Origin of the sequence: Pantoea sp. sgz302252, from assembly GCF_047713085.1 — a bacterium.
Lineage (GTDB): Bacteria > Pseudomonadota > Gammaproteobacteria > Enterobacterales > Enterobacteriaceae > Scandinavium.
In genome coordinates, this window is record NZ_JBLFJW010000007.1 from 50,399 (window position 1) to 69,860 (window position 19,462).

Below are 19,462 nucleotides of genomic sequence, written 5' to 3' on the forward strand. Positions count from 1 at the left end.
GAAACAGACGAAAGCTAAATTTTTGTTGTCTTCATGTAATGGAAACGGTAAAAGCGGCTAACATTTAAAGGGAAAGGCGACATCTCAGCGTTGTCGGAGGAGTAAATTCATGATGATACGTGAACAGATAGAAGAAAAGTTAAGGGCAGCGTTTTCACCCTTATTCCTCGAAGTGGCAGACGAAAGTTATCGCCACAATGTCCCGGCGGGCTCTGAAAGCCATTTCAAAGTCGTGCTGGTTAGCGACTGTTTTGCCGGAGAGCGTTTCCTTAGCCGCCATCGAATGATTTACGGGACCTTAACCGCTGAATTGTCCAGCACCGTACATGCGCTGGCACTGCACACCTACACGGTGAAAGAGTGGGAAGGGTTACAGGACACCGTGTTTGCGTCACCGCCGTGTCGCGGAGCGGGCACTATCGCGTAAATTCACATTTGCAACAGCCGGAACTTTTCCAGTATGTTGCGTACAGATTAATGAGAAAACGGCCCATTGGGCCGTTAGAGACTTCTGACAAAGAAGGAAAAAGCGTGGTTTTTCCTTCTTTGTGGTGAGCAGCCGAAAATCAATAAATTGATTTTCCTTGTTTTTTTATTCGGTACCCTATGACAAATCTCATTCGTTAGAGGTTTGTCATCACTCTCAACGGCCCATTGGGCCGTTTTGTTTTGCATGAGATTTGAGCAGGCAATGCTTTTTTCAGGTCAAATTTACCTCAAAATTGTGAAAAATGGCGCATCGCTGCGCCATTCCTGTTCTCGACTCGCTACAGTGATGCCGCTATAATGCTGCGTCTTATTTTCGGAATGTCTTCGGGATGATTCTGGCAACAGGGAATGGACTTCTGTACTGAAGGGAACATCCCGGTTCTGCGAAGTCTGCGATACGCGCTTCCAGAGTTGACCGAGCACTGTGATTTTTTTGAGGTAACAAGATGCAAGTTTCAGTTGAAACCACCCAGGGCCTTGGCCGCCGTGTAACGATTACTATCGCTGCTGACAGCATCGAAAACGCTGTGAAAAGCGAGCTGGTCAACGTAGCGAAAAAAGTTCGCATCGACGGTTTCCGTAAAGGGAAAGTACCGATGAATGTTGTTGCTCAGCGTTATGGCGCCTCTGTTCGCCAGGACGTGCTGGGTGACCTGATGAGCCGCAACTTCGTTGATGCGATCATCAAAGAGAAAATCAATCCAGCCGGTGCCCCGAACTACGTTCCGGGTGAATACAAACTGGGTGAAGACTTCACTTACGCGGTTGAGTTCGAAGTGTACCCAGAAGTAGAACTGCAGGGTCTGGACGCGATCGAAGTGGAAAAACCAGTGGTTGAAGTGACCGATGCTGACGTTGACGGCATGCTGGACACCCTGCGTAAGCAGCAGGCAACCTGGAAAGATAAAGAAGGCGCAGTTGACGCTGAAGACCGCGTTACCGTTGACTTCACCGGCTCTGTAGACGGCGAAGAATTCGAAGGCGGCAAAGCCACTGATTTCGTACTGGCAATGGGCCAGGGTCGTATGATCCCAGGCTTTGAAGACGGTATCACAGGCCACAAAGCGGGCGAAGAATTCACCATCGACGTGACCTTCCCGGAAGAGTACCACGCTGAAAATCTGAAAGGTAAAGCGGCTAAGTTCGTTATTAACCTGAAGAAAGTCGAAGAGCGTGAGCTGCCAGAACTGACTGAAGAATTCATCAAGCGTTTCGGCGTGGAAGAGGGTTCCGTAGCCGGTCTGCGTGCTGAAGTACGTAAGAACATGGAGCGCGAGCTGAAAGGTGCTGTTAAAAACCGCATCAAGTCTCAGGCAATCGAAGGTCTGGTTAACGCCAACAACATCGACGTGCCAGCGGCCCTGATCGACAGCGAAGTTGACGTTCTGCGTCAGCAGGCGGCACAGCGCTTTGGCGGCAACGCTAAACAAGCGATGGAGCTGCCACGCGAACTGTTCGAAGAACAAGCTAAACGCCGCGTTGTTGTTGGTCTGCTGCTGGGCGAAGTGATTCGTACCCACGAGCTGAAAGCTGACGAAGACCGCGTGAAAGGCCTGATCGAAGAAATGGCTTCTGCGTACGAAGATCCGAAAGAAGTGATCGAGTTCTACAGCAAGAACAAAGAGCTGATGGACAACATGCGTAACGTCGCGCTGGAAGAGCAGGCTGTTGAAGCCATTCTGAACAAAGCGAAAGTGTCTGAAAAAGCCACTTCTTTCAACGAACTGATGAACCAGCAGGCGTAATTAACGCCCTGACGGTGTAAAGTTTGAGCGAAAAACCCGTTGCCTGCCGGTAGCGGGTTTTTTTATTGCAGTAATAGATGCCTGAACGTGCCAAAACAGTGTTTCGGTGTTAGCGTAACACCAAAATATTGTTATGCTTGAAATACGGCAGTAGCAACCCCATAAAAGGGGAAGTAACAGACAGACTGGCTGATGATCCGTCCGCAAGGTTACAATCAGTACAGCAGGTAATTTCACTATTTATCCAGGAGACGGACATGTCATACAGTGGCGAACGAGATAACTTTGCACCCCATATGGCCCTGGTGCCCATGGTCATCGAACAGACTTCTCGCGGTGAACGTTCTTTTGATATCTACTCCCGTCTGCTCAAGGAGCGCGTTATCTTTCTGACCGGTCAGGTGGAAGATCACATGGCGAACTTGATCGTAGCGCAGATGCTGTTTCTGGAAGCGGAAAACCCGGAAAAAGACATTTACCTGTACATCAACTCCCCAGGCGGCGTGATCACCGCAGGCATGTCTATCTATGACACCATGCAGTTCATCAAGCCGGACGTCAGCACCATTTGTATGGGTCAGGCGTGCTCGATGGGCGCATTCCTGCTGACCGCGGGCGCGAAAGGCAAGCGTTTCTGCCTGCCGAACTCCCGCGTGATGATCCACCAGCCGCTGGGCGGTTACCAGGGGCAGGCGACGGATATTGAAATCCACGCCAAAGAAATCCTGAAAGTTAAAGCGCGCATGAATGAACTTATGGCGCAACACACGGGTCAATCTCTTGAACAGATTGAGCGCGACACCGAACGTGACCGCTTCCTGGCTGCATCTGAAGCGGTAGAGTATGGTCTGGTCGACTCCATTTTGACCCATCGTAAATAATGCCACTGCGTCCAGTGCCGCTATACTGTAGAGGGCGGCATTTCGCGAAGACTGGCATTTGCGTCGTCATGTGCGGCACAAAGAACTTAGAAAGAGGTTTGGACTCATGACAGATAAACGCAAAGATGGTTCAGGCAAACTGTTGTATTGCTCTTTTTGCGGCAAAAGCCAGCATGAAGTGCGTAAGCTGATCGCCGGGCCGTCCGTGTATATCTGCGACGAATGCGTTGATTTATGTAACGACATCATTCGCGAAGAAATCAAAGAAGTCGCTCCGCATCGTGAACGTAGTGCATTGCCCACGCCGCATGAAATCCGCCATCACCTGGACGATTATGTTATCGGTCAGGAAAGGGCGAAAAAAGTGCTGGCGGTGGCGGTTTACAACCATTACAAGCGTCTGCGTAACGGCGATACCAGCAACGGTATAGAACTCGGCAAAAGTAATATTCTGCTGATTGGCCCAACCGGTTCCGGTAAAACACTGCTGGCGGAAACGCTCGCTCGTCTGCTGGACGTGCCTTTTACCATGGCGGATGCCACCACCCTGACCGAAGCCGGTTACGTGGGTGAAGACGTGGAAAACATCATCCAGAAACTGCTGCAGAAGTGCGATTACGACGTACAGAAAGCGCAGCGTGGCATCGTTTATATCGATGAGATCGACAAAATTTCCCGTAAATCGGATAACCCGTCGATTACCCGCGACGTGTCCGGCGAAGGCGTACAGCAGGCTCTGCTGAAGCTTATCGAAGGCACCGTGGCCGCTGTTCCGCCGCAGGGTGGCCGTAAGCATCCGCAGCAGGAATTCCTGCAGGTTGATACCTCGAAGATCCTCTTTATCTGTGGCGGTGCATTTGCCGGTCTGGATAAAGTGATCTCTCATCGTGTGGAAACCGGTTCAGGTATCGGCTTCGGTGCGACCGTGAAAGCGAAATCTGAAAAAGCCAACGAAGGCGAGCTGCTGGAGCAGGTCGAGCCGGAAGATTTGATCAAATTTGGTCTTATCCCGGAATTCATCGGCCGTCTGCCCGTGGTTGCAACCCTGAATGAACTGAGCGAAGACGCGCTGATTCAGATCCTCAAAGAGCCGAAAAACGCCCTGACCAAGCAGTATCAGGCGCTGTTTAACCTCGAAGGCGTGGATCTGGAATTCCGTGATGAAGCGCTGGACGCGATTGCTCGCAAAGCGATGGCCCGTAAAACCGGTGCCCGTGGCCTGCGTTCTATCGTGGAAGCTGCGCTGCTCGATACCATGTACGATCTGCCTTCTATGGAAGACGTTGAAAAAGTGATTATCGATGAGTCCGTCATCGAAGGGCAAACTAAGCCGCTGCTGATGTATGGCACCAGTGAAACACAGCAGGCATCTGGCGAATAATTCACCAAATTACTCAGTCAGTTAACCAAAAGGGGGATATTTTATCCCCCTTTTACTTTTCCTGTATTCCTGGCGTTGAATGTGTGGGAAACATCCCCATATACTGGATTACATGTTAACGGTGGCGTAAAGCCAGTGGCGCCATCGACTACCTGGCGGACATTAAACTAAGAGAGAGCTCTATGAATCCTGAGCGTTCTGAACGCATTGACATCCCCGTATTGCCGTTGCGCGATGTGGTGGTTTATCCGCACATGGTCATTCCCTTATTTGTCGGGCGGGAAAAATCTATCCGTTGTCTGGAAGCGGCCATGGACCATGATAAAAAAATCATGCTGGTCGCTCAAAAAGACGCGTCAACGGATGAGCCGGGTGTAAACGATCTTTTCACCGTCGGGACCGTGGCCTCTATTTTGCAGATGCTGAAGCTGCCTGATGGCACCGTCAAAGTGCTGGTTGAAGGCCTGCAGCGTGCGCGTATTTCCGCACTGTCTGACAACGGCGAGCATTTCTCGGCGAAAGCGGAGTACCTTGAGTCTCCGGCTATCGAAGAGCGTGAGCAGGAGGTGCTGGTACGCACCGCCATCAGCCAGTTTGAAGGCTACATCAAGCTCAACAAGAAAATCCCACCGGAAGTGCTGACGTCGCTGAACAGCATCGACGATCCGGCGCGTCTGGCGGACACCATCGCTGCGCACATGCCGCTCAAGCTGACGGACAAACAGTCGGTGCTGGAGATGTCCGACATCAACGAACGTCTGGAATACCTGATGGCGATGATGGAATCGGAAATCGACCTGCTGCAGGTTGAAAAACGCATCCGCAATCGCGTCAAAAAGCAGATGGAGAAATCTCAGCGCGAGTACTATCTGAACGAGCAAATGAAAGCCATTCAGAAAGAACTCGGCGAGATGGACGATGCGCCAGACGAAAACGAAGCGCTGAAGCGTAAGATTGATGCCGCTAAGATGCCGAAAGAGGCAAAAGAGAAGGCGGAAGCTGAGCTGCAGAAGCTGAAAATGATGTCTCCGATGTCGGCGGAAGCGACGGTCGTACGCGGCTACATTGACTGGATGGTGCAGGTTCCGTGGAATGCGCGCAGCAAAGTCAAAAAAGATCTGCGCCAGGCGCAAGAGATCCTCGATACCGACCATTATGGTCTGGAGCGTGTCAAAGACCGCATCCTCGAGTATCTCGCAGTCCAGAGCCGCGTGAACAAACTGAAAGGGCCGATTCTGTGCCTGGTAGGGCCTCCTGGTGTGGGTAAAACCTCTCTGGGTCAGTCCATTGCCAAAGCAACGGGCCGTAAATACATCCGTATGGCACTCGGTGGCGTGCGTGATGAAGCTGAAATTCGTGGTCACCGTCGTACCTACATCGGTTCGATGCCGGGCAAACTTATCCAGAAAATGGCAAAAGTGGGCGTTAAAAACCCGCTGTTCCTGCTGGATGAGATCGACAAAATGTCCTCTGACATGCGCGGAGACCCGGCGTCTGCATTGCTGGAAGTCCTTGATCCAGAACAGAACGTGGCGTTCAGCGATCACTATCTGGAAGTCGATTACGATCTCAGCGACGTGATGTTCGTGGCGACCTCTAACTCCATGAACATTCCGGCTCCGCTGCTGGATCGTATGGAAGTGATTCGTCTTTCCGGTTACACCGAAGATGAGAAGCTGAATATTGCCAAACGCCATCTGTTGCCCAAACAGATTGAGCGTAACGCCCTGAAAAAAGGCGAGCTTACGGTTGAAGACAGTGCGATTGTGGGCATCATTCGTTACTACACTCGCGAAGCCGGTGTGCGTAGCCTGGAGCGTGAAATCTCCAAACTGTGCCGTAAAGCGGTGAAACAGCTGCTGCTGGATAAAACGCTCAAGCACATCACCATCAACGGTGAGAATCTGCATGATTACCTTGGCGTGCAGCGCTTCGACTATGGCCGTGCGGATGATGAAAACCGCGTAGGTCAGGTTACGGGTCTTGCGTGGACAGAAGTGGGCGGCGATCTGCTGACCATCGAAACCGCGTGTGTACCGGGCAAAGGCAAGCTGACTTACACCGGTTCCCTGGGGGAAGTGATGCAGGAATCCATTCAGGCTGCGCTGACCGTGGTACGTGCGCGTGCGGAGAAACTCGGCATTAATGGCGACTTCTACGAAAAACGCGACATCCACGTTCACGTTCCTGAAGGCGCAACGCCGAAAGACGGTCCGAGCGCAGGTATCGCAATGTGTACCGCGCTGGTGTCCTGTCTGACGGGGAATCCGGTGCGTGCCGATGTGGCGATGACGGGTGAAATTACCTTACGTGGTCAGGTGCTGCCGATTGGGGGCCTGAAGGAAAAACTGCTCGCGGCTCACCGTGGTGGCATTAAGACTGTTCTGATTCCGGACGAGAACAAACGCGATTTAGAAGAAATTCCTGATAACGTGATTGCCGATTTGCAGATTCATCCTGTGAAACGTATTGAGGAAGTTCTGGTACTTGCACTGCAGAATGAGCCCTACGGAATGCAGGTTGTGACCGCAAAATAGTGATTTCGCGCAAATAGCGCTAAGAAAAACAGGGCTGGCAGGTGATTTCGCACTTGCCAGCCTTTTTTTGTATAGCTAATTTAGATTGCTGGTTGGGTATGTCATAGACAACGGGTGTTGTAAGGGCATGACACTCCTGATATAACTGCTGCGCCGTCGCACTGTGAAGGATTCCAGTGCGATATAAATTATAAAGAGAGGAAGAGAATAGTGAACAAATCTCAACTGATTGACAAAATTGCTGCAGGTGCGGATATTTCTAAAGCTGCTGCTGGCCGTGCGTTAGATGCTTTGATCGCTTCTGTCACCGAGTCTTTGCAGGCTGGGGATGACGTTGCGCTGGTAGGTTTTGGTACTTTTGCTGTTAAAGAGCGTGCTGCCCGTACTGGTCGCAACCCGCAAACAGGTAAAGAGATCACCATTGCTGCTGCCAAAGTTCCGGGTTTCCGTGCAGGTAAAGCACTGAAAGACGCGGTAAACTGATCGCTTTCCCGTTAAGGGAATGTGACAAAGTTCAAGGGCGCATCATCTGATGTGCCTTTTTTTTATTTGTCCAGCCGCACTTTCTCTGTTTTTAAGTGAGTCGCAGGCTGACAATTGCCCCTCTTTCTTGTCAAAATACGCCCTTACGCATAGCGCCAGTCGTGCTATGCTGTGCGAGGTAAAAGTCACCTACAGCGGAGCGTTGTTACACCATGATGGACTCCTTACGTACGGCTGCGAATAGCGTCGTGCTCAAGATTATTTTCGGTATCATTATCGTGTCGTTTATTTTGACCGGCGTGAGCAGCTACCTGATTGGCGGGAACAAGACCTACGCCGCGAAAGTGAACGGTCAGGAAATTAGCCGACCACAGTTTGAAAATGCCGTTGCCAGCGAACGTAACCGTATGCAGCAGCAGATGGGCGATCAGTTCTCCGAACTGGCGTCTAACGAAAACTACATGAAAACCATGCGTCAGCAGGTGCTGAACCGTCTTATCGACGAAGCGCTGCTGGATCAGTATGCCAGACATCTGAACCTTGGCATCAGCGATGCTCAGGTCAAACAGGCCATCTTCCAGACACAGGCATTCCAGTCGAATGGCAAATTTGATAACGATCGTTTCAACGGTATCGTCAATCAGATGGGGATGAGCGCCGATCAGTATGCGCAAGCACTGCGTAACCAACTGGTTACCCAGCAACTGATCAACGCGATTGTTGGCTCTGAATTCATGCTGCCGGGCGAAACGAATCAACTGGCTGCGCTGGTTTCTCAGCAGCGTGTTGTGCGTGAAGCCACCATTGATGTGAACGCACTGGCTGCGAAGCAGCAGGTGAGCGATCAGGAAATCAACAGCTACTACGAGCAGAACAAAAACCAGTTCGTTGCTCCAGAGCAGTTCCGCGTGAGCTACATCAAGATGGATGCTGCGAGCATGCAGGAAACCGCTTCTGACAGCGATATCCAGTCTTACTACGATCAGCATCAGGATCAGTTCACTCAGCCGCAGCGCGTGCGCTACAGCATTATCCAGACCAAAACGGAAGCTGATGCCAAAGCCGCGCTGGATGAAATCAACAAAGGCGCTAACTTTGCTGACGTCGCAAAAGCGAAATCTACCGATATCATCTCCGCGAAAAATGGCGGCGATATGGGGTGGCTGGAAGCCTCTACCACGCCAGATGAACTGAAAAATGCCGGTCTGAAAGACAAAGGTCAGCTCTCCAGTGTGATCAAGTCTTCAGTGGGTTTCCTGGTGGCACGTCTTGATGATGTTGAACCGGCGAAAGTGAAGCCGCTGGCAGACGTTCATGATGATATCGCGGCGAAAGTGAAACAGGAAAAAGCGCTGGATGCGTACTATGCGCTGCAGCAGAAAGTGAGCGAAGCAGCCAGCAATGACAACGAGACGCTGGCTGGCGCGGCGCAGGTTGCAGGCATGAAAGTGGTTGAAACCGGCTGGTTCGGTCACGACAGCCTGCCGGCTGAGCTGAACTTCAAACCTGTTTCTGATGCCATTTTCAACGGCGGTCTGGTGGGTGAGAACGGCACGCCGGGCAGCAACTCTGACATCATCACTGTCGATGGCGATCGTGCTTTTGTCCTGCGCGTGAGCGAGCACAAAGCCGAAGCGGTTAAACCGCTGGCAGAAGTCAAAGATCAGGTTGTTGATATCGTTAAGCACACCAAAGCGGAGCAGCAGGCGAAGCTGGATGCTGACAAGCTGCTGGCTGAGCTGAAAGCGGGTAAAGGTGACGATGCGATGAAAGCGGCCAATCTGAGCTTCAGCGCAGCGAAAACCCTGAGCCGTACCGGTCAGGATCCAATCAGCCAGGCTGCATTCACCCTGCCGCTGCCGCAGAAAGATAAGCCAGGCTACGGCGTGAGTACCGACATGCAGGGGAACGTGGTTCTGCTGTCGCTGGATGAAGTGAAAGACGGCACTATGCCGGAAGAACAGAAGAAAGCGATGGTTCAGGGCATTACCCAGAACAACGCTCAGATTGCCTTCGAAGCCCTGATGGCGAACCTGCGTAAAGAAGCGAAGATCAAGCTGGGCGATATCGTTCAACAGCAGCAATAACGTCGAGCACGCTCGCAGATTTTCGTAACGTACTGCAAAATTCAAAGGCCGCTTTCGCGGCCTTTTCCAATTCTGAACATTGCCTTTTGTGCTGGTGTTTTTCTCCGGTTATGGTGGCCTCGCTGTCAACAAACAAGGAGATAACAGCATGAAATCAGGAATCAAAGTTTGTCTTATTGCTCTCTCAGTCGCTTTCTCAGCTCTCGGATCACAGGCCATTGCTGCACAATCCACAAGCAAAGCACAAGTGGAAACCAAAGCAGCTGCTGCGCCTGCGGCTACGGCTACGGCAAAAACACCTGCGACCACCGAAAATAGCGACAGTGGCAAAGTCAGCATCAACACCGCCAGCGCCGAAGAGTTAGCGCGTGCCATGAACGGCGTCGGGTTGAAGAAGGCACAGGCGATTGTCAGCTACCGCGAAGAGTATGGCCCGTTTAAAACCCTCGACGATCTGCGCCAGGTACCAGGCATGGGAGGCGCATTGGTGGAAAGAAATCTGCCGCATCTGATGCTCTGACGCGCGAAGGCGTTTGCACACTAGCAAAAAAATGCCAGACTAAAGAGGTCGTACCAGTGTGCGACCTCCGATACTGGTGAGAATGATGATGCTTTCCGTCTAACGCACAGAAAGCACTCACGAGTAAACCTGGAAAATCAATTTATTGATTTTCGGCTGATAACCACAAAGAAGGAAAAACCACGCTTTTTCCTTTTTTGTTTGTGAACAGAGAGGTCGTACCAGTGTGCGACCTCTGACTCTATTAATAAGAAAGGCTATTGCGCTATGCAGACACAAATCAAAGTACGCGGCTATCACCTGGATGTTTATCAACACGTGAATAACGCCCGCTATCTCGAATTTCTCGAAGAGGCTCGTTGGGATGGGCTGGAAAACAGTTCGGGCTTCCAATGGATGACCCAACACCACATCGCGTTCGTGGTCGTCAACATCAACATTAATTATCGCCGCCCGGCGGTGCTGGGGGATTTACTCACCGTCACCAGCAAAGTTCAGCAGCTTAACGGCAAAAGCGGCGTATTAAGCCAGGTCGTGACGCTGGAGCCTGAAGGCGAAGTCGTTGCCGACGCGCAAATTACATTTGTCTGCATCGACCTGAAAACGCAAAAAGCGCTGCCGCTGGAAGGTGAACTTCGCGAGCATCTGGAAGCGATGGTGGAGTAACAGAAAACTTACCCCGTCGCAGAGCGCGGCGGGGGTTCTCCGTGTTTACTTCAGCCCCGTTTTCACCTTCATCGCCGCCATTACGCCTGCTTTATCAGCCATGTAATGGTTCAACCCGTTAGCACGCAGGGTGCACGCTGCACAGTGCCCGCAACCATCGCCTTTGATGCCGTTGTAGCAGGTGAGCGTTTCACTGCGGACTAACTCCAGTTGGCCCCAGTAATCGGCCAGTGCCCAGGTTTCGGCTTTATCAATCCACATCAGCGGGGTTTCAAAGCGAATCTCTTTGGCCATGCCCAGATTGACCGCGTGGTTCAGCGCTTTGACGAATTCGTCACGGCAGTCAGGATAGCCAGAGAAATCTGTTTCGCAGACTCCGGTAATGACCGCTTCGGCTTTCACCTGCCAGGCATAAATCGCTGTCAGGGTCAGGAACAGAATATTGCGGCCGGGAACGAAGGTATTGGGAATACCGTTGGCTTCTGGTTCGTAATCCGGCACCGGGATGCTGTCGCGAGTCAGGCTGCTCACCGCCAGTTCGTTCAGCAGGGTGACATCCAGCACTTTATGCGCTCGTGCACCTAATTTCAGGGCCAGTTCTCGGGCTACGTCGATCTCTGCGCGATGGCGCTGACCATAATCAAAGGTCACACAGTGTACTTCATCATACTGCTGTAAAGCCTGGACCAGACATGTTGTCGAATCCTGACCTCCGCTGAACACCACCACGGCGCGTTTCATAGCAAATCCTGTCAACTTTTTTGGAAAGCGCTATGGTAGCGCCTGAGCGCCGCGTCCACCAGCTTCACGACACGCTTGATGCTGGAAGCCAGGCTTCAGTGAATTCGAACCAGCCACGGGCATTGAGCCGAATCCCATTGACACCTGGCGGCGCGCTGATCTTGTATTGATAGTTGAAGAGCGGCGTCAGCACCGCGTGTTCCATCAGGTCCTGGAAAACATGCTTCAGCGCCGCATGCCGGGCTAGTGGCTGTTTTTGGGTCTGAACGGCATCCAGTGTCTGCTGAAGTTTGGCATATTGCTCGGCGCTCAACATTTGCGCCCAGAGCGAATCACAGCGCAACCATTGCTCAAGGGTATATTCAGGCGCTTCACCAATCAGCCTGTCTCCCATCATCAAATCGGCGTTGGCTAATGCTTCACAGCCATCCCAGGTTTTTGCATCATGGAAAATGAGCGTCAGTGTGCAGCCCAGTTTCTCTAAGGCCTGCCGGAGTTGTTCTGCCATGGTGTGAAGCTCAACGGGCAAATGGTAAACCAGCGTCAGGGCTGACGGGAACGCGATCTCAGGAGCGTCTTTCGTCACCGGAATATCCCATCCCGGCAGAAGTTCATGCGTTGGCGTGATCAGATTTTCATCCAGAGGCAAGGTTTCCATCAGCGACGAGCGATGAATTAAGGCAATGATTTTTTGTGCCTGGGCCGTGGTGAGACATGAGCTTTTACGCAGTGTGAGATAGCAAAACCCCAGGCTAATGCTGTCACTGACCAGCCGAAGTTTACGCAGTTCATCGGGTTCTCCAATGGCAATCTGTACCGGATGCCGACAGCTGGTACCCAAATCCTGTTCAAAAAGCTGAGGCGTTATCCAGAACTCAATCGCCTGCAATAACGGGTGGCTCAGGTGATAGCGATTGTGGCTTTCCAGCCGCACCAGTTCAGGTTCGAAAATTTTCAGCCGAAAAGGGCCCGTGCCCAGCGTGACGTTATCCGGATGGGCCAGCACGCTACAATAGCTTGCCAGACGATGCGCCAGCCAGAAGTCGGGTTTAGTCAGCGTAAACGTCAGGCACTGAGCGTGCGTCATTTCAATCCGCTGGACACTGACAAACAGTTTTCGCAGCGCAGGAAGCGCCAGCAACATCTCCAGGCGGCGGTGAAGTTGGGCGGTATCGACAGGATCGCCGTTGTGCCAGTGCAACGTTGAACGAATGTAAAAATGCCAGCGTAAGCCATCGGGGGAAACCTCCCAGTGATGTGCCAGATCGCCAATGGGCTCATCACTGTCAATGCCAAACCGGGTCAGCCCGGAAAAAATCTGCCCTGCCAGATGCTGCTCGGCGCGCCCTGGCAGAAAACCCGGCTGCAGTGAGTCAAGCGGGCGGTAATAAGGAATACGCAGTGTTGGCGTGTTGTTTTGCCATTGTCCACCCAGAAAAGGATGCAACAGGGCGCGCAGTTCTGGCGCATTAAGCTGCGCAAGTTCCAGTGCGTTTTGCTGTTGGCCCTGAGTGAGCGCCTGTTCCATCATGTCGTTGCGCAGGGCTTCTGGCGTGACCTGAAACGTCAGCGTGCCGCGTTTTCCCCGGCCTGACTGCGCCTGCCAGGTTAGCCAGCCGGCTTCCTGGGCCTGACGTAATAATGTTCGCACATGCCGCTCACTGCAAAAGCACCGTTCAGCCAGTTCGGCAACGGTGATCTGCTGCGGTGCGCCGGAAGAGGGCTGCCACAGGCGTTGAAACTGATTGAGTCTGTTGAGCTGGCGCATAGGCTAAATCCGGAACAATAAATAAGAGTTATTCAGTATTCCTTCCGTATATATCAGGTGATACTTTCCCACAAGCGACACTCATCACACTCCGGGGAAGAGAATGGCAAGACTGGCTGCATTTGATATGGACGGGACGTTGTTGATGCCCGACCATCGTCTGGGTGAACAAACGTTGAATACCCTTAAGCGCCTGCATGAAAGGGAAATCACGTTGACGTTTGCCACTGGCCGTCATGCTCTTGAAATGCGCCATTTGATGGGCAACCTTTCCCTTGATGCTTTCCTGATTACCGGCAACGGCACGCGCATTCATTCCCGCGAAGGCGATGTTCTGCATCGTAGCGATCTTGACCCGGATGTGGCCGACCTGGTTCTGCACAGTCATTGGGATACCCAGGCCAGCATGCATGTCTTCAATGATAGCGGCTGGCTCACCAACCGTGAAATCCCGGAAATGTTGCATGCCCACGTTTACAGCGGCTTTCGCTATCAGCTGTGTGATTTCAAACGCCTGCCCGCGCATGAAGTCACAAAAATCTGTTTCTGCGGCGAGCACGAAGATTTGAACCGTCTGCGCATTCAACTCAATGAAGCGTTGGGCACTCGCGCACATCTGACGTTCTCGGCGTTTGAATGTCTGGAAGTGCTGCCGGTTGGCTCCAATAAAGGTTCCGCGCTTTCTGTGCTGAGCCAACACCTCGGGATGGCGATGGCGGATTGCATGGCGTTTGGTGATGCAATGAACGACAGCGAAATGCTGGGATTGGTGGGGAAAGGCGTCATCATGGGCAATGCCATGCCGCAGCTTAAAGCCGCGCTGCCTCACTTACCGGTTATCGGGCACTGCCAGAATCAGGCGGTCTCACACTTTTTGACTCATTGGCTGGACACTCCACATCTCCCTTATTCCCCCGAATGATTGAGACTCCTCCCAGCAAGCCAGACATCGCATGATGCCTGGCTTTTTTCTTTTCTTATTCCAGCCATTGCGCAAGCTTAGCCTGCCATGGCGTCAGCTCGCCGATATTCGCCGCCACCCACTGCGGATTGTAGTAAGTGTCGAGGTAGCGTTCGCCGCTGTCACACAGCAGCGTCACGATAGACCCGGTTTGACCGTCGTTACGCATTTGCGCCGCCAGCTGCAGCGCGCCCCACATATTGGTGCCGGTTGAGGCACCTACTTTGCGGCCCAATTGGCTTTCCAGCCAGTGTGCCGTCGCCACGCTTGCCGCATCTGGCACGCGCAGCATGTTATCCACGACATCAGGAATGAATGACGGTTCGACACGCGGGCGACCAATCCCTTCAATTTTGCTGCCAACTGGGCTGCGCAGAGACGCATCGCGCTGTTGCCAGTAATCCATAAATACTGAATTCTGCGGGTCAACGACGGTCAGTTGCGTGTCATAACCCTGACAACGAATGTAGCGGCCGATGGTGGCAGAGGTACCGCCCGTGCCCGCGCTCATCACGATATGCGCCGGAACAGGGTTAGGTTCATGCTGCATCTGGCGGAAAATGCTGTCGGCGATGTTGTTGTTCCCGCGCCAGTCTGTTGCACGTTCTGCGTAGGTGAACTGATCCATATAATGGCCGTTCAGTTCGCGAGCCAGCCTTTCAGAGGCTTCATAGATCTCGCAGGCACTTTGCACGAAGTGACAACGTCCGCCATAAAATTCAATCTGTTCAATCTTGCGCTTCGCCGTACATGACGGCATCACCGCGATAAACGGCAGGCCGAGCAGGCGAGCAAACCAGGCTTCCGACACGGCGGTGGAACCGGAGGAGGCTTCGATTATGGGCATGCCTTCCTTGATCCAACCGTTGCAGAGTCCATAGATAAACAGCGAACGCGCCAGGCGGTGTTTCAGGCTGCCGGTTGGGTGTGTACTTTCATCTTTGAGATAGAGCTGAATGCCCGGGAAAGCGGGCAGCGCCAGACGAATCAGGTGCGTATCGGCAGAACGCTGATAGTCGGCGTTAATTTCACTGATGGCGTGTTTGACCCAGGTGCTATTCATCGTGGTTATCCGTTTGTCATTTTGTGCCCAGAATAGCGGAAAGCACGGAAAAAATTGTTGCTATTTGACCTTTGAAATACAATTAAAGGAGAAAAAATTTCTCCGAGGTGGGGTGATGATAGATAAAATTGACCGTAAGCTGCTCGCTTTGCTGCAAGAGGACTGCACCCTCTCTTTGCAGGCGTTAGCAGATGCCGTTAATCTGACCACCACACCCTGCTGGAAGCGCCTGAAACGTCTCGAGGACGAAGGCATTTTGCGCGCTCGGGTGGCGCTGCTGGATGCAGAAAAACTGGGGCTCGGGCTAACGGCTTTTGTGCTCATCAAAACACAGCATCACAGCAGCGACTGGTATAGCCGGTTTGTCTCCCACGTTACACAAATGCCCGAAGTGCTTGGCTTCTGGCGCATGGCAGGCGAATACGACTATTTGCTGCGGGTACAGGTAGCGGACATGAAACGCTACGACGATTTTTATAAACGGCTGGTGAACAGCGTGCCGGGGTTATCGGATGTGACATCGAGTTTTGCGATGGAACAGATCAAATACACCACCGCGCTGCCGGTCGATTCATTCTCTGGGTAATTCTGCGTGCGATTATTTGCTCAACTCAGTTGGTACTTCCGCCGGGAATGGCGTCGCTATCTCGGTGCGGTCCTGCTGCTTATCATTATTGCTATCCTTCAACTGATCCCGCCGCGTGTGGTGGGCTATGTGGTGGATGGCGTGACACAACAACATTACACCGCCATGCGAGTGATGATGTGGGTGGCGACACTGGCGCTGATTGCGGTGGTGGTTTATCTGCTGCGCTACGTCTGGCGCGTGCTGCTGTTTGGCGCATCCTATCAGCTCGCGGTTGAACTGCGTGAAGACTATTACCGTCAGCTCAGTCGTCAGCATCCGGAGTTTTATTTGCGTCACCGCACCGGGGATTTAATCGCCCGTGCTACCAACGACGTCGACCGCGTGGTCTTTGCCGCCGGGGAAGGCGTGCTGACGCTGGTGGATTCGCTGGTGATGGGCCTCGCGGTATTGATCGTGATGTCCACGCAAATCAGCTGGGAGCTGACGCTGCTGGCGCTGTTGCCGATGCCGATTATGGCGATTGCCATCAAGCGCAACGGCGACACGCTGCACGAGCGTTTCAAACTGGCGCAGGCCGCGTTTTCGGGTCTGAATGACCGAACTCAGGAGAGCCTGACCAGCATTCGCATGATCAAAGCGTTTGGCCTGGAAGACCGACAATCAGCACAGTTTGCGGCAGAAGCGGCTGATACCGGGGCGAAAAACATGCGCGTGGCGCGCGTAGATGCGCGCTTTGACCCGACTATTTACATCGCCATCGGCATGGCAAACCTGCTGGCTATTGCGGGCGGCAGCTGGATGGTGGTGCATGGCAGTCTGACGTTGGGCCAGCTCACCAGCTTTATGATGTATCTGGGCCTGATGATTTGGCCGATGCTGGCGCTGGCGTGGATGTTCAATATCGTTGAACGCGGCAGCGCGGCGTACAGCCGAATCTGCGATATGCTGGCTGAAGCGCCAGTAGTCACGGACGGAACAGAAACGCTGAAACCAGAGCGCGGCACGCTGGTCGTTGATATTCATGAATTCCAGTATCCGCAAACCGATAAAACCACGCTGAGTAACGTCAGTTTCCGCTTGTCGCCGGGCCAGATGCTGGGTATCTGTGGCCCCACTGGCGCGGGCAAAACGACGATACTTTCCTTGATTCAGCGTCACTTCGATGTGAAACACGGCGATATCCGCTTCCAGGATCTGCCCTTGACCGCGCTGCAACTGGACAGTTGGCGTAGCCGCCTCGCGGTGGTCAATCAGACGCCGTTCCTGTTCTCGGACACGGTGGGCAGCAACATCGCGCTGGGCAAACCTGGGGCGACGCAGGAAGAAATTGAGCATGTGGCGCGGCTTGCCAGCGTGCATGAAGATATTCTTCGCCTGCCGCAAGGCTACGACACCGAAGTTGGCGAACGCGGCGTGATGCTTTCTGGTGGGCAGAAACAGCGTATTTCTATCGCGCGCGCGTTGCTGCTGGATGCGGAGATCCTGATCCTCGACGACGCACTCTCGGCGGTTGATGGACGCACAGAACATCAGATCCTGCACAACCTGCGTCAGTGGGGCGAGGGGCGCACCGTCATTATCAGCGCACACCGTCTGTCAGCGCTGACCGAAGCGAGCGAAATCATTGTTATGCAGCATGGGCATATCGCCCAACGCGGCGAGCATGAACACCTGGCGATCCAGTCAGGCTGGTATCGCGATATGTACCGTTATCAACAACTTGAGGCGGCACTCAACGATGCACCGGACGAGCAAGAGGAGGCCGCCAATGCGTAGTTTTGGACAACTGTGGCCAACCCTGAAACGCCTGCTGGCATATGGCTCGCCGTGGCGTAAACCGCTCGGCATCGGCATGGTAATAATGTGGATTGCTGCGGCCGCCGAAGTCACCGGGCCGCTGCTGATAAGCTACTTCATCGATAACATGGTGGCGAAAAGCTATCTGCCGTTGGGCATTGTGGCTGGGCTGGCTGCGGCCTATGTGGGTTTACAGCTGCTGGCGGCTTCGCTGCACTATGTTCAATCGCTGCTGTTTAACCGGGCGGCGGTGGGCGTGGTGCAGCAACTGCGTACCGATGTGATGGATGCCGCGCTGCGCCAGCCGCTGAGCGAATTTGATGTGCAGCCTGTCGGGCAGTTGATCTCGCGCGTGACCAACGACACTGAAGTTATCCGCGATCTCTACGTCACGGTCGTTTCCACGGTATTGCGCAGTGCAGCCCTTATCAGTGCGATGCTGGTGGCGATGTTCAGTCTCGACTGGCGAATGGCGCTGGTGGCGATTGCTATCTTCCCGGTGGTGATTGTCGTGATGGTTATCTATCAGCGTTACAGTACGCCGATTGTGCGCCGCGTCCGTGCTTATCTGGCGGACATCAACGACGGCTTTAACGAAGTCATTAACGGCATGAGCGTTATCCAGCAGTTCCGCCAGCAGGCGCGTTTTGGTGAGCGCATGGGTGAGGCGAGTCGTTCGCATTATATTGCCCGCATGCAGACGCTGCGTCTGGACGGTTTCCTGCTGCGCCCGCTGCTGAGCCTGTTTTCTTCGCTGATCCTCTGTGGCCTGCTGATGCTGTTCGGGCTGACGACCAAAGGAACGATTGAAGTGGGCGTGCTTTATGCGTTTATCAGCTATCTCGGCCGTCTGAACGAACCGTTGATTGAACTCACGACGCAACAATCGATGCTTCAACAAGCGGTCGTGGCGGGCGAGCGTGTGTTCGAGCTGATGGACAAGCCGCGCCAGAACTATGGCGGCGATCCGCAGCCGCTGCGTAGCGGTTCAATTGACGTTGATAACGTTTCATTCGCTTATCGCGGCGATAGGCTAGTGCTGCAGGACATCAACCTGAACGTGCCTTCACGTCATTTTGTGGCGCTGGTTGGGCACACCGGCAGCGGCAAAAGCACGCTGGCCAGTTTGTTGATGGGCTATTACCCGCTCAGCCAAGGGGAAATCCGTCTTGATGGACGTCCGCTTTCCTCGCTCAGCCACAGCGTGCTTCGTCAGGGCGTGGCGATGGTTCAGCAGGATCCGGTTGTAATGGCAGACTCCTTCTTTGCCAACGTGACGCTGGGGCGAGACATCAGCGAAGAGCAGGTGTGGCAAGCACTGGAAACGGTACAGTTGGCGGAGCTGGCTCGTGGCTTAGATGACGGCATTTACACCCGTCTGGGCGAGCAGGGCAATAATCTCTCCGTGGGGCAGAAACAACTGCTGGCACTGGCTCGTGTGCTGGTGGATACGCCACAAATTCTGATCCTCGACGAAGCCACAGCCAACATCGATTCCGGCACGGAACAAGCCATTCAGCAGGCGCTGGCAGCGGTGCGTGAACGCACAACGCTGGTGGTGATCGCACACCGTCTGTCGACCATTGTGGAAGCGGATACCATCATGGTGCTGCATCGCGGGCAGGCGGTTGAAAGGGGTACTCACCAGCAATTGCTTGAAGCCAAAGGCCGTTACTGGCAGATGTATCAATTGCAACTGGCGGGTGAAGAGCTGGCGGCAAGCATCGAAGAAGAGTCGCTTATCGCCTGATGCA

General features: G+C 53.4%; 16 protein-coding genes. 13 read left to right on the forward strand and 3 right to left on the reverse strand.

Translation table 11 applies throughout. From position 1 onward, the window contains the following. Positions 1-109: 109 nt before the first annotated feature. From bolA to ACLW56_RS07285, 9 genes are all read left to right on the forward strand, one after another. Positions 110-427: a transcriptional regulator BolA gene (bolA, locus tag ACLW56_RS07245; protein WP_330983120.1), complete on the forward strand. Its 318-nt coding sequence runs from the start codon at positions 110-112 to the stop codon at positions 425-427. Between the two features lie 508 nt (positions 428-935). Further along, the gene (tig, locus tag ACLW56_RS07250) at positions 936-2,234 is read left to right on the forward strand and encodes a trigger factor (protein WP_330983121.1); all 1,299 of its coding nucleotides are present in this window, start codon (positions 936-938) and stop codon (positions 2,232-2,234) included. Positions 2,235-2,491: 257 nt separating this feature from the next. Next, positions 2,492-3,115, forward strand: coding sequence for an ATP-dependent Clp endopeptidase proteolytic subunit ClpP (gene clpP, locus ACLW56_RS07255; RefSeq protein WP_330983122.1), 624 nt, complete (start codon positions 2,492-2,494; stop codon positions 3,113-3,115). 106 nt (positions 3,116-3,221) lie between these two features. Then, a complete protein-coding gene (gene clpX, locus ACLW56_RS07260; RefSeq protein ID WP_330983123.1) occupies positions 3,222-4,496 on the forward strand; it encodes an ATP-dependent protease ATP-binding subunit ClpX in 1,275 nt (424 codons plus the stop codon). Positions 4,497-4,678: 182 nt separating this feature from the next. Next, positions 4,679-7,033: an endopeptidase La gene (gene lon / locus ACLW56_RS07265; protein ID WP_330983124.1), complete on the forward strand. Its 2,355-nt coding sequence runs from the start codon at positions 4,679-4,681 to the stop codon at positions 7,031-7,033. Positions 7,034-7,243: 210 nt separating this feature from the next. Further along, the gene (gene hupB, locus ACLW56_RS07270) at positions 7,244-7,516 is read left to right on the forward strand and encodes a nucleoid-associated protein HU-beta (RefSeq protein WP_002444653.1); all 273 of its coding nucleotides are present in this window, start codon (positions 7,244-7,246) and stop codon (positions 7,514-7,516) included. 212 nt (positions 7,517-7,728) lie between these two features. Beyond that, a complete protein-coding gene (gene ppiD / locus ACLW56_RS07275; RefSeq protein WP_330983125.1) occupies positions 7,729-9,603 on the forward strand; it encodes a peptidylprolyl isomerase in 1,875 nt (624 codons plus the stop codon). A gap of 148 nt (positions 9,604-9,751) precedes the next feature. Further along, positions 9,752-10,123 carry a ComEA family DNA-binding protein gene (locus tag ACLW56_RS07280; protein ID WP_330983126.1) on the forward strand — a complete coding sequence of 124 codons (372 nt, stop codon included), beginning with the start codon at positions 9,752-9,754 and terminating at the stop codon, positions 10,121-10,123. A gap of 267 nt (positions 10,124-10,390) precedes the next feature. Further along, positions 10,391-10,789 carry a YbgC/FadM family acyl-CoA thioesterase gene (locus tag ACLW56_RS07285; RefSeq protein WP_330983127.1) on the forward strand — a complete coding sequence of 133 codons (399 nt, stop codon included), beginning with the start codon at positions 10,391-10,393 and terminating at the stop codon, positions 10,787-10,789. Between the two features lie 45 nt (positions 10,790-10,834). Here ACLW56_RS07285 and queC read toward each other — a convergent pair whose 3' ends face one another. Next, positions 10,835-11,530, reverse strand: coding sequence for a 7-cyano-7-deazaguanine synthase QueC (queC, locus tag ACLW56_RS07290; RefSeq protein WP_330983128.1), 696 nt, complete (start codon positions 11,528-11,530; stop codon positions 10,835-10,837). Between the two features lie 64 nt (positions 11,531-11,594). Then, positions 11,595-13,298, reverse strand: a complete 1,704-nt coding sequence (locus ACLW56_RS07295; RefSeq protein WP_330983129.1) for an SgrR family transcriptional regulator — start codon at positions 13,296-13,298, stop codon at positions 11,595-11,597. 103 nt (positions 13,299-13,401) lie between these two features. Here ACLW56_RS07295 and cof point away from each other — a divergent pair, with 103 nt between their 5' ends. Then, entirely contained in the window at positions 13,402-14,220 is an 819-nt protein-coding gene (cof, locus tag ACLW56_RS07300) for an HMP-PP phosphatase (RefSeq protein WP_330983130.1), read from the forward strand. A 55-nt stretch (positions 14,221-14,275) separates the two neighbouring features. Here the strand turns inward: cof and ACLW56_RS07305 are convergent, their stop codons facing one another. Next, positions 14,276-15,322 (reverse strand): PLP-dependent cysteine synthase family protein, encoded by a 1,047-nt coding sequence (locus tag ACLW56_RS07305; RefSeq protein WP_330983131.1) that lies wholly within the window; start codon positions 15,320-15,322, stop codon positions 14,276-14,278. Between the two features lie 115 nt (positions 15,323-15,437). On the opposite strand from ACLW56_RS07305, the gene ACLW56_RS07310 reads away from it, so the two are divergent. The 3 genes from ACLW56_RS07310 to ACLW56_RS07320 are packed head-to-tail and all read left to right on the forward strand — an operon-like array spanning position 15,438 to position 19,458. After that, positions 15,438-15,908: an Lrp/AsnC family transcriptional regulator gene (locus ACLW56_RS07310; protein WP_330983132.1), complete on the forward strand. Its 471-nt coding sequence runs from the start codon at positions 15,438-15,440 to the stop codon at positions 15,906-15,908. Between the two features lie 6 nt (positions 15,909-15,914). Beyond that, positions 15,915-17,687: a SmdA family multidrug ABC transporter permease/ATP-binding protein gene (locus ACLW56_RS07315; RefSeq protein ID WP_330983133.1), complete on the forward strand. Its 1,773-nt coding sequence runs from the start codon at positions 15,915-15,917 to the stop codon at positions 17,685-17,687. Next, entirely contained in the window at positions 17,680-19,458 is a 1,779-nt protein-coding gene (locus tag ACLW56_RS07320) for a SmdB family multidrug efflux ABC transporter permease/ATP-binding protein (RefSeq protein WP_330983134.1), read from the forward strand. The genes ACLW56_RS07315 and ACLW56_RS07320 overlap by 8 nt, the downstream gene beginning before the upstream one ends. Positions 19,459-19,462: the final 4 nt, after the last annotated feature.

Bases quoted from the DNA above. Each gene is read 5' to 3' on its own strand.
- bolA (WP_330983120.1), top strand. From the start codon at position 110: ATGATGATACGTGAACAGATAGAAGAAAAGTTAAGGGCAGCGTTTTCA.
- tig (WP_330983121.1), top strand. From the start codon at position 936: ATGCAAGTTTCAGTTGAAACCACCCAGGGCCTTGGCCGCCGTGTAACG.
- clpP (WP_330983122.1), top strand. From the start codon at position 2,492: ATGTCATACAGTGGCGAACGAGATAACTTTGCACCCCATATGGCCCTG.
- clpX (WP_330983123.1), top strand. From the start codon at position 3,222: ATGACAGATAAACGCAAAGATGGTTCAGGCAAACTGTTGTATTGCTCT.
- lon (WP_330983124.1), top strand. From the start codon at position 4,679: ATGAATCCTGAGCGTTCTGAACGCATTGACATCCCCGTATTGCCGTTG.
- ppiD (WP_330983125.1), top strand. From the start codon at position 7,729: ATGATGGACTCCTTACGTACGGCTGCGAATAGCGTCGTGCTCAAGATT.
- ACLW56_RS07280 (WP_330983126.1), top strand. From the start codon at position 9,752: ATGAAATCAGGAATCAAAGTTTGTCTTATTGCTCTCTCAGTCGCTTTC.
- ACLW56_RS07285 (WP_330983127.1), top strand. From the start codon at position 10,391: ATGCAGACACAAATCAAAGTACGCGGCTATCACCTGGATGTTTATCAA.
- queC (WP_330983128.1), bottom strand. From the start codon at position 11,530: ATGAAACGCGCCGTGGTGGTGTTCAGCGGAGGTCAGGATTCGACAACA.
- ACLW56_RS07295 (WP_330983129.1), bottom strand. From the start codon at position 13,298: ATGCGCCAGCTCAACAGACTCAATCAGTTTCAACGCCTGTGGCAGCCC.
- cof (WP_330983130.1), top strand. From the start codon at position 13,402: ATGGCAAGACTGGCTGCATTTGATATGGACGGGACGTTGTTGATGCCC.
- ACLW56_RS07305 (WP_330983131.1), bottom strand. From the start codon at position 15,322: ATGAATAGCACCTGGGTCAAACACGCCATCAGTGAAATTAACGCCGAC.
- ACLW56_RS07310 (WP_330983132.1), top strand. From the start codon at position 15,438: ATGATAGATAAAATTGACCGTAAGCTGCTCGCTTTGCTGCAAGAGGAC.
- ACLW56_RS07320 (WP_330983134.1), top strand. From the start codon at position 17,680: ATGCGTAGTTTTGGACAACTGTGGCCAACCCTGAAACGCCTGCTGGCA.